The sequence below is a fragment of the Micromonospora sp. DSM 43699 genome (assembly GCF_055517075.1).
The window spans coordinates 24,977-34,183 of the sequence record NZ_JBTMMT010000073.1; the positions used below are offsets into that span (position 1 = coordinate 24,977).

10 protein-coding genes and 1 riboswitch are annotated in these 9,207 nt (G+C 73.1%); of the genes, 3 read left to right on the forward strand and 7 right to left on the reverse strand.

Translation table 11 applies throughout. The features are described from left to right. On the forward strand, positions 1-744 hold the full coding sequence (locus AC0AIB_RS26520) for an amino acid ABC transporter ATP-binding protein (protein WP_328348432.1): 744 nt from the start codon (positions 1-3) through the stop codon (positions 742-744). A gap of 14 nt (positions 745-758) precedes the next feature. On the opposite strand, the gene ribH is transcribed toward AC0AIB_RS26520, so the two are convergent. From ribH to rpe, 7 genes are all read right to left on the reverse strand, one after another. After that, complete coding sequence (ribH, locus tag AC0AIB_RS26525; protein WP_328348838.1) at positions 759-1,259, reverse strand: 6,7-dimethyl-8-ribityllumazine synthase; 501 nt, start codon at positions 1,257-1,259, stop codon at positions 759-761. A 2-nt stretch (positions 1,260-1,261) separates the two neighbouring features. Next, positions 1,262-2,539, reverse strand: a complete 1,278-nt coding sequence (locus AC0AIB_RS26530) for a bifunctional 3,4-dihydroxy-2-butanone-4-phosphate synthase/GTP cyclohydrolase II (protein ID WP_328348434.1) — start codon at positions 2,537-2,539, stop codon at positions 1,262-1,264. Continuing rightward, positions 2,536-3,231: a nicotinamide riboside transporter PnuC gene (gene pnuC / locus AC0AIB_RS26535; RefSeq protein ID WP_328348436.1), complete on the reverse strand. Its 696-nt coding sequence runs from the start codon at positions 3,229-3,231 to the stop codon at positions 2,536-2,538. Before pnuC ends, AC0AIB_RS26530 begins: the two co-directional genes overlap by 4 nt. Continuing rightward, the gene (locus tag AC0AIB_RS26540) at positions 3,228-3,890 is read right to left on the reverse strand and encodes a riboflavin synthase (RefSeq protein WP_328348438.1); all 663 of its coding nucleotides are present in this window, start codon (positions 3,888-3,890) and stop codon (positions 3,228-3,230) included. The genes pnuC and AC0AIB_RS26540 overlap by 4 nt, the downstream gene beginning before the upstream one ends. Before the next feature lies 1 nt (position 3,891). Beyond that, complete coding sequence (gene ribD, locus AC0AIB_RS26545) at positions 3,892-4,953, reverse strand: bifunctional diaminohydroxyphosphoribosylaminopyrimidine deaminase/5-amino-6-(5-phosphoribosylamino)uracil reductase RibD (RefSeq protein WP_328348440.1); 1,062 nt, start codon at positions 4,951-4,953, stop codon at positions 3,892-3,894. 140 nt (positions 4,954-5,093) lie between these two features. Next, a riboswitch (FMN riboswitch) is annotated at positions 5,094-5,264 on the reverse strand. A 62-nt stretch (positions 5,265-5,326) separates the two neighbouring features. Continuing rightward, positions 5,327-6,286: a GGDEF domain-containing response regulator gene (locus AC0AIB_RS26550; protein ID WP_328348442.1), complete on the reverse strand. Its 960-nt coding sequence runs from the start codon at positions 6,284-6,286 to the stop codon at positions 5,327-5,329. Position 6,287: 1 nt separating this feature from the next. Further along, positions 6,288-6,968, reverse strand: coding sequence for a ribulose-phosphate 3-epimerase (rpe, locus tag AC0AIB_RS26555; RefSeq protein WP_465097698.1), 681 nt, complete (start codon positions 6,966-6,968; stop codon positions 6,288-6,290). A gap of 256 nt (positions 6,969-7,224) precedes the next feature. Here rpe and AC0AIB_RS26560 point away from each other — a divergent pair, with 256 nt between their 5' ends. Both AC0AIB_RS26560 and AC0AIB_RS26565 read left to right on the forward strand, forming a co-directional pair. Continuing rightward, positions 7,225-8,115, forward strand: coding sequence for a septum formation family protein (locus AC0AIB_RS26560; RefSeq protein WP_328348446.1), 891 nt, complete (start codon positions 7,225-7,227; stop codon positions 8,113-8,115). 173 nt (positions 8,116-8,288) lie between these two features. Beyond that, positions 8,289-9,182, forward strand: coding sequence for a septum formation family protein (locus AC0AIB_RS26565; RefSeq protein ID WP_465097699.1), 894 nt, complete (start codon positions 8,289-8,291; stop codon positions 9,180-9,182). Positions 9,183-9,207 lie beyond the last annotated feature (25 nt).

The window sequence follows — 9,207 nt, forward strand, 5'->3', positions numbered from 1 at the left end:
ATGGCCGTGCTGACCTGCCGGGGGTTACGCAAGGAGTTCGGCGACCAGGTGGTGCTCGACGGCCTCGACCTGACCGTCGAGGAGCACCAGGTGGTCGCGCTGATCGGGGCGTCCGGCTCGGGCAAGTCGACCCTGCTGCGCTGCGTCAACCTGCTTGAGGAGCTGGACGACGGGACCATCGAGCTGGACGGCGAGGAGATCTCCGATCCCCGGGTCGACCCCGACCGGGTACGCCGGCGGATCGGCATGGTCTTCCAGTCGTACAACCTGTTTCCGCACCTGAGCGTGGTGGAGAACGTCGTCCTCGCCCCGCGCCGGGTGCACCGGAGGGGGCGGGCCGAGGCCGAGGCGCAGGCCCGGGAGCTGCTGGACCGGGTGGGGTTGGGCGGGAAGGCGGACGCCTACCCGGACCGGCTCTCCGGCGGTCAGCAGCAGCGGGTGGCGATCGTCCGGGCGCTGGCCAACTCGCCCCGGCTGATGCTGCTGGACGAGGTCACCTCGGCGCTCGACCCGGAGCTGGTCGGTGAGGTGCTGTCGCTGATCCGGGACCTGAAGGCCGACGGGATGACCATGGTGCTGGCCACCCACGAGATGGGGTTCGCCCGGGAGGTCGCCGACCAGGTCTGCTTCCTCGACGCGGGCCGGGTGGTCGAGGCCGGGCCGCCCGCCCAGGTGCTCGGCGAGCCGACCCAGCCCCGCACCCGCCAGTTCCTCAGGCGGATCATCGACGCCGGCCGCCTCTGACGGGCCGGACGGGGTCAGCCGGCGAAGCCGACGCGGTGGCCGTTGGCGGTGGCGACGGCCCTGATCGCCAGCGCGGCGTCCAGCGCGGCCACGGTCGCCGACCACCCCTTGTCCTCGGCCGAGCCGGGCAGCCCGGCCCGGTCCCGGGCCTGCGCGATGGTCTCCACGGTCAGCACCCCGTGCGCCACCGGCTTGCCCTCGTCCAGGGCGACCCGGGTCAGCCCGTCGGTCACCGACCGGCAGACGTAGTCGAAGTGGGCGGTCGCGCCGCGTACCACCACGCCCAGCGCCACCACCACGTCGCAGCGGCGGGCCAGGGCCTGCGCCACCACCGGCAGCTCCACCGAGCCGGCCACCCGGGCCGTCACCGCCCGCGCCCCGCACGCCTGCGCGGCGGCGACGGCCCGGTCGAGCATGTGGTCGGTCAGCTCGCCGTGCCAGCGCGCGGCCACCACCCCGACGGTCAGTCCGGTGGCGTCCACCGCCGTCACTCCGGGCTCGCCGAAACCCGCCATGGTCATGCTCCGATCTCGTCGCCGGGGACCGGGCGGCCCATCGGGGCCTCGGTCACCTCGTCCAGCTCGTCCAACAGGTGGCCCATCCGGTCCCGCTTGGTCCGCAGGTAGCGGACGTTCTCCGGATGCGGCCGGACCGGCAGCCCCGCCCGGCCGGTGATGGTCAACCCGTACCCCTCCAGGCCGGCGCGCTTGGCCGGGTTGTTGGTGAGCAGCCGCATCGACCGCACACCCAGGTCGTAGAGGATCTGCGCGCCGGTGCCGTAGTCCCTGGCGTCGGTGGGCAGCCCCAGGTCGAGGTTCGCGTCCACGGTGTCGCGGCCCTGGTCCTGGAGCTGGTACGCCTGGAGCTTGTGCAGCAGGCCGATGCCCCGCCCCTCGTGCCCGCGCACGTAGAGCACCACGCCCCGCCCCTCCTGGGCCACCCGGGCCAGCGACGCCTGCAACTGCGGCCCGCAGTCGCAGCGCAGCGAGCCGAAGACATCCCCGGTGAGGCACTCGGAGTGCACCCGGACCAGCACGTCGTGGCCGTCACCCAGGTCACCGAAGACCATCGCGACGTGCTCGGCCGGGTCGTGTTCGGCCCGGTAGCCCAGCGCCCGGAACACCCCGTGCGGGGTGGGCATCCGCGCCTCGGCGACCTGCTCGACCTGCTTCTCGTGCCGCCGCCGGTAGGCCACCAGGTCGGCGATGGTGACCAGGGTGAGGGAGTGCTCGGCGCAGAACTTCTGCAGTTCCGGCAGGCGCATCATGGTGCCGTCGTCGTTGACCAGCTCGCAGAGCACCCCGGCCGGACGCAGCCCGGCCAGCCGGGTCAGGTCGACCGCCGCCTCGGTGTGCCCGGGTCGGCGCAGCACCCCGCCCTCACGGGCCCGCAGGGGTACCACGTGGCCGGGGCGGGCCAGGTCCGTCGGGTCGGTGCCGGGGTCGGCGAGCAGCCGGATGGTGTGCGCCCGGTCCGCGGCGGAGATGCCGGTGCTGACCCCCTCCCGGGCGTCCACGGTCACCGTGTACGCGGTGCCGCGCCGGTCCTGGTTGGTGTGGTGCATCGGCGGCAGGTCCAGCCGGTCACACTCCGACTCGGTCAGCGGGACGCAGACGTAGCCGGAGGTCCATCGGACCATGAAGGCGAGCAGCTCCGGGGTGGCCAGTTCGGCCGCGAAGATCAGGTCGCCCTCGTTCTCCCGGTCCTCGTCGTCGACCACCACGACGGGACGGCCGGCGGCGATGTCCGCCACCGCCTCCTCGATGCGGGCGAAGGTGACCGCCTGTGTGCTCATGCCACGACCTCCGAGTAGGTGGGCGGGATCGACACCGATGCCGCGCGGGCAGCCCGCGAGCTGCGCCACCAGGCGACGAAGCCCCAGCCGCAGAGGGCGCCGTAGACCAGGTACATGGCCGCCGAGGGGTAGAAGCCGCCGCGCAGCAGCAGCGGTACGCCGACCGCGTCCACGGCGATCCAGACCAGCCAGAACTCCACCCAGCCCCGGGCCATGCCGTAGGTGGCAAGCAGGCTGCCGGTGAGGATCCAGGCGTCGGGCAGTGGTCCCCACGAGCCGAGCGCGGCGAGCACGGGATAGCCGAGGGCGGTGCCGACGACGGCGGCGAGCAGCAGGCCCAGCCGTTCCCGGCCGGTGGCCCAGCGGGGGCTGACCGCCGGCCCGTCGCCGCCGCGCCGGCGGTTGCTCGACCAGCGCCACCAGCCGTAGACGCTGACCGCGAAGAAGAAGACCTGCCGGCCCGCCTGACCGTAGAGATCGTGTGCCTGCGGGGTGGCGAACACGCCGCCGAGGAAGACGGTGAACAGCAACCCGTTGCCGATCATGCCGACCGGCCAGGCCCAGACCAGCCGGCGCAGTCCGAGCAGCGCCGAGACCAGACCGAAGACATTGCCGACGATCTCCCGGACCAGCACCGGGGAACCGAGGAGGTGCACCTGGGCGTCGAGCAGCCAACCTGTCGGCCCGGTCACCGGGCACCTCCGTCGACGGGCGGGGCCGGGTCGATGGTGTCGTCGGTCGGTGCCGGGCCGGCTGCTGGCCGGGTGCCGAGGAGGCGTTCGACGTACTTGGCCAGGACGTCCACCTCGAGGTTGACCGGAGCACCGACGCCCCGCCCGCCGAGCGTGGTGAGTCTCAGGGTGGTGGGGATCAGCCCGACGGTGAACCAGTCGTCGCCGACCGCCGCCACGGTCAGCGACACCCCGTCGACGGTGATCGAGCCCTTCTCCACCACGTACCGGGCCAGCGCGGCGGGGAGGCGGAACCGCAGTGTCTCCCACTGCGCGGCCGGCTCCCGGGAGAGCACTTCGCCGACCCCGTCGACGTGCCCCTGCACCAGGTGCCCGCCGAGCCGGCTGTTCAGCGCGGCGGCCCGCTCCAGGTTGACCGGGTCGCCGGGGCGCAGCCCGCCGAGCGCGGACCGCCGCAGCGTCTCGCCCATCACGTCGGCGGTGAACGCCCCGCCGTCGACGTCGACCACGGTCAGACAGACCCCGTTGACCGCGATGGAGTCGCCGTGCCGGGCGTCCGAGGTGACAAGCGGGCCGCGGATCGCGACCAGCGCCGAGTCACCCCCGGTGTCGACGATCCGGACGACCTCGCCCAACTCCTCGACGATGCCGGTGAACATCTCAGGCCTCCCTCTTCCGGGGCAGCGCGGTGATCCGCAGGTCGGACCCGACCCGGGTAACGTCGGTGAGTTCCAGATCGATGGCGTCGGCGATGGTCGTCACACCCGCGTCGATCAGCGCGGTCGGGCCGGCCCCGAGCAGCTTCGGCGCGACGTACCCGACGACCCGGTCGACCAGACCGGCGGCGAGGAACGCCCCGGCCAGCCGGGGACCACCCTCCAGCAGCGCCGCCCGTACCCCCCGGTGGTGCAGTTCGGCGAGCAGGGCCGGCAGGTCGACCCGGCCGTCCGGGCCGGCCCCGACCTCCGCGACGGTGGCGATCCAGGTCCGGGCGGCGCCGTCGCGGACCCGGGCGTCGGCCGGGGTACGGCCCGCGCTGTCCACCACCACCCGCAGCGGCTGCCGGATGGCCAGGGTGCCGTCGCGCAGGTTGCGGGCGGTGAGCCGGGGATCGTCGGCGAGCACGGTGCCCACCCCGGCGATCACCGCGTCCACCGTGCCGCGCAGCGCGTGCACGTCCATCCGGGCAGCCTCGGAGGTGATCCACATGCTGCTGCCGTCGACCGCCGCCGACCGGCCGTCGAGGGTGGCGGCATATTTCCAGATCAGGTAGGGCCAGCCGCGCCGCATCGAGGTCAGCCAGGCGATGTTGCCGGCCTCGGCCTCGTCGGCGCGTACCCCGAACTCCACCCGCACCCCGGCGGCGCGCAGGGTCGCGGCACCGCCCGAGGCGACCGGGTTGGGGTCGGGCACGGCGATGACGACCCGGGCGAGCCCGGCGCGGATCAGGGCGTGACTGCAGGGGCCGGTGCGACCGGTGTGGTCGCAGGGTTCCAGGGTGACCACGGCGGTGCCACCCCGGGCCCGCTCACCGGCCTGGGCGAGCGCGACGATCTCGGCGTGCGGGCCGCCGGTGTAGGCGTGGAAGCCCTCCCCGACGACGACGCCGTCCGCGTCGAGCAGCACGCACCCGACGACCGGGTTGGGGCTTGTGGTGCCGAGGCCACGGGCGCCCAGCTCGACGGCACGACGCATCGCCTCGTCCACGGAGACGCCGCCCATGCCCTGCCCTCTCACTCGCCGGTCCGCGCGCTGGCGGTACGGGAGGAGCCGGGCAGGCGGCGGCGGACCCGGGAACGGCAGGGCCGCCCCGGGGAGCCCACGCGCGGCGAAAACAGCGCCCGCGCAGGCCCGCCCCGCCCGCGCGCTGTCTCCCATCCGGACTTTCGGGGGTGCGGACGAACCGCTCCCCCACCGTCGGCCCCGGATTCTCACCAGGTCCACCGGGCGGCAGAGCCGTCCGGGTCGCGGGCTTACCACGTCTACCGTGGATCACCGCCGGTTCGGAATTTCACCGAGCCCCGCCAGCGCGTGGTGGGTACATGCGAAGTCTTACACATTCACCGGGGTGGTCCGCCACCTCCAGCGTGCTACTTCACACCCCGTCGGCGCGTCGGCGGTCCACCGCGACGTATGACCCCGGTTGGCTCTTGGCGACCGTTTTCATCTCACTGGCCACCGCGATCGCGTCCAGGGGGTCGGTGAAGCGCTTCCTGGCGTCCGAGAGCGAGACGCCTATCGACAGCGTGACCAGGGCGGCCCGTCGGATGTTGCCCCGGCGGTCCTTCAGCTCGACGAAACCGCGCTCCCGGTCGGTCGGGTCGTAGAGGGTGTCGGCGGACTTCTCGAAGTCGACCACCGCCCGGGAGGTCAGCGGACGGATCTGCTCGGGGGCGCAGACGATCACGAAGTCGTCGCCGCCGACGTGGCCGAGGAAGGCCGGCGGCAGCCCGATCGCGACCACCGCCCGGTGGAGGCTGCGGGCCAGCGCCGAGATGAACTCGTCACCCCGGACGAAGCCGTACCGGTCGTTGACGCTCTTGAACCGGTCGATGTCGATGTAACCGACGGCGTAGTCGACGCCGCTGCGTACCCGGTCGCTGATCTCCCGCCGGATCCGGCTGTTGCCGGGCAGGCCGGTCAGCGGGGAGACCTCGCGGAACTCCTTGTTGCGGCGCAGCGTGGAGCTGACCCGGGCCACCAGCTCGGCGGTGTCGAACGGCTTGACCAGGTAGTCGTCGGCGCCGGCGCTGAGCCCGTGGACCTTGTCCACTGTCATGCCCTTGGCGGTCAGCATGATCACCGGCAGCGCCGAGGTGATCGGGTTGGCGCGCAGCCGACGGGTCAGCTCCAGACCGTCGATGCGCGGCATCATCAGGTCCACCACCGCCAGGTCGGGCCGGTGCTGCTCGATCATGTCGAGGGCCTCCTGACCGTCACCGGCGTGCAGCACCTCGAAGCCGTGCAGCCGCAGGTTGAACTCGACGAAGCGGGCGATGTCCTCGTCGTCGTCGACGACCAGGATCACGTCGGGACGGTCGCCGGCGGGCTCCACCTCAGGCCCCGGGAGCCGCGCGCTCCGCGAGCCCACGCAGGCGGCGGACCGCCTCGGCCGGATCGGCCGCCCCGTAGACGGCGGTGCCGGCGACGAAGGCGTCCGCGCCGGCCGCCGAGGCCTGCTCGATGGTGTCGGCGGCGATCCCGCCGTCCACCTCGATGCGCAGTTCCAGGTGACCGCTGTCGACGTGCCGCCGGGCCGCCCGCACCTTGTCCAGCAGTTGCGGGATGAACCGTTGCCCGCCGAAACCGGCCTTGATCGTCATGATCAGCAGGGTGTCGAAACTGGGCAGCAGCTCCAGGTACGGCTCGATCGGGGTGTCCCGGTCGATGGCCAGTCCGGCCCGGGCCCCGGCCGAACGAAGGTCCTTGGCGAGGGCGACCGGGTCGTCGCACGCCTCGGCGTGGAAGGTGACGTTGTACGCGCCGGCATCGGCGTAGCCGGGTGCCCACCGGCGCGGGTCGGTGATCATGAGATGCACGTCGAACGGGAGCTGGGTCACCGCCCGCAGGCTCTGCACCACCGGCAGGCCGATGGTGAGGTTGGGGACGAAGTGGTTGTCCATCACGTCGACGTGCAGCCAGTCCGCGGCGCCCTCGACGGCGCGGACTTCATCGGCGAGGCGGGCGAAATCGGCGGCGAGGATGCTGGGCGCGATGATCGACGGCGGTACGGTCACGGGGCAAGTGTACGAACGCGGCCATCCGTCGCGGACGGCGCGGCACCATGGGCGACTACCTGTGATCCAGGCGTGACCCAACGTGCACAATCAGCACCCTTCGAGCCGGGATCGGGACTAACGGACGGCGGCGACTGGCCGAACGACCCGCAGACGGCAACACTCCATCGGGGACGGTCTTGTATGCTCCTCGCCCGGCGGAGGGCAACGCCATGCGGAGCGGCGACGGGCCGTCGACTCCCGGAAAGGGCGGACGATGCGACGGTGGCTCGTGGCGCTGGCGCTGGCCGGCGCGGTGACGGTGGCGCTCAGCGGTTGCGTGCCGCAGCACAGTGCCGATGGTGACCTGCTCGACGACTGGCCGGTGCTGCCGGTCGCCCAGGCGTTCGTGCCCGCCACCGACGCCTGCCTGCCCCGGATAACCCCGGTGGTCCAGGCCGGCACCTACGAGACGGTGGACTGCGCGCGCAGCCACCTGGCCGAGGCCATCCACGTCGGCACCTTCACCGGCGCGGTCGTCCGGGGTGACCGGCCCGAGCCCGGGTCCGCCGCGCTGCGCCCCGCCCGCACCGAGTGCGACCAGCGGGCCCGGGACGTACTCGGCGGCGACTGGCACTCCGCCCGGCTCACCATGAACATCGCGCTGCCGGCGAACTCGGCGTGGAACAGCGGTGCCCGTTGGTTCCGGTGCGATCTCAGCGAGACCGACAGCATCGACAACACCCGGCCGGTGAACCGCGTCGGCAGCCTGCGGGGGGCGATGGTCGGCGACAACCCGCTCACCCACCGCTGTTTCGATCCCAAGTTGATCGGCAACAACCTGAACTACATGGCGCCGGTGCTCTGCTCCGAACCGCACCGTGCCGAGTTCGTCGGCGTCTACCTGGAGCGCAGCGACCTGAGCTGGGCCGACTTCGGTCGCGCCAACCAGCGGGTGCACCGGCGCTGCATGGCGCTGATCGCCGGTTTCGCCGAGGTGCCCAACAACAGCGACCTGCCGTACCGGGCCGGGTCCATCTTCTATCCGCCGTCACAGCGGGAGTGGGAGGAGGGCGACCGGGGGATCCGCTGCTTCCTGTGGAGCGACGACCGGAAACTGACCCGTTCGATGCGCGGCGCCGGCCCGAAGGGGCTGCCCGCGATCTGAGCCCGGGTGTCGTATGCTGCCGCACCAGGGACGTCGATGCCCAGCACGCCCCCGTCGGGCGCTGGTACCGTGCCGGGCCGACGCCGCCGCAGGCCGCCGCAGACGGACTGGCCCGCCGGGATGCCGCGCTGGTGACGGGATGCCGCGCTGGTGACGAGCGAGGGGCGGGTGCGATGCGGCGGTGGTGGACGGCGCTCGCCGTCGGCAGCGCGGCGGCCCTGGTGTTGGCCGGTTGCGGCACCCCGACCGGGGTGGACGGTGACCTGACCGACGAGTGGCCGACGCTGCCCGTCCCACGGGTGTTCGTCCCCACCGAGGGTGCCTGCCATGCCGGGGTGCAGGACGTCGGCTACCTCAGCGGCTGGAACCCGGTCGACTGCGCCGGCACACACCACACCGAGACGATGCACGTGGGCACCCTGACCGGGGCATCCGGCCGGTCGGCCGTTCCCCCCGCAGCCGGCTCGCCCGCCGTCCGGGCCGCCCGCACCGAATGCGACCGCGAGGTACGCCGGGAGATCGGCGCGGACTGGCGGGCCGGCCGGCTCGGCCTGACCGTCGTCTTCCCGTCCCCACCGGGCTGGACCGGCGGGGCCCGCTGGTTCCGCTGCGAACTCGGCGAGATCAAGGGCATCGACGAGCCGGGGATCCGCCCGCGCACCGGGAGCCTGCGGGGTGCCCTGACCGGCGACAGCGCGCTGCGGCTCGGTTGCTTCGACCCGAAGGTCTCCCGGGACGACGTCCGGGCGATGAGTCCGGTCCCCTGCACCGCCCGGCACCACGCCGAGTTCGTCGGCGTCTGGCAGGCCCCTGACGTCAGCTACGCCGAGTTCCAGCGCTCCGGTGACCGGATCCACCGGGGCTGCCTCGACCTGATCGCCCGGCATACCGGCGTGCCGAACGACGGCGACCTGAAGTTCCGGGCCGGCTCGATCTACTACGGCCCGGCCGAGCGGGACTGGCGCAACGGCAACCACACGGTCCAGTGCTTCCTCTGGCTCACCGACCGCACCCTCACCCGCTCCCTCAGGAACACCGGCCCCCGCTCCCTCCCCCTCCGCAAATAACCCCTCCCCCTCCCCCTCCCCTCTC

Bases quoted from the DNA above. Each gene is read 5' to 3' on its own strand.
- ribD (WP_328348440.1), bottom strand. From the start codon at position 4,953: ATGGGCGGCGTCTCCGTGGACGAGGCGATGCGTCGTGCCGTCGAGCTG.
- AC0AIB_RS26540 (WP_328348438.1), bottom strand. From the start codon at position 3,890: ATGTTCACCGGCATCGTCGAGGAGTTGGGCGAGGTCGTCCGGATCGTC.
- AC0AIB_RS26530 (WP_328348434.1), bottom strand. From the start codon at position 2,539: ATGAGCACACAGGCGGTCACCTTCGCCCGCATCGAGGAGGCGGTGGCG.
- AC0AIB_RS26560 (WP_328348446.1), top strand. From the start codon at position 7,225: ATGCGACGGTGGCTCGTGGCGCTGGCGCTGGCCGGCGCGGTGACGGTG.
- AC0AIB_RS26565 (WP_465097699.1), top strand. From the start codon at position 8,289: ATGCGGCGGTGGTGGACGGCGCTCGCCGTCGGCAGCGCGGCGGCCCTG.
- AC0AIB_RS26520 (WP_328348432.1), top strand. From the start codon at position 1: ATGGCCGTGCTGACCTGCCGGGGGTTACGCAAGGAGTTCGGCGACCAG.
- ribH (WP_328348838.1), bottom strand. From the start codon at position 1,259: ATGGCGGGTTTCGGCGAGCCCGGAGTGACGGCGGTGGACGCCACCGGA.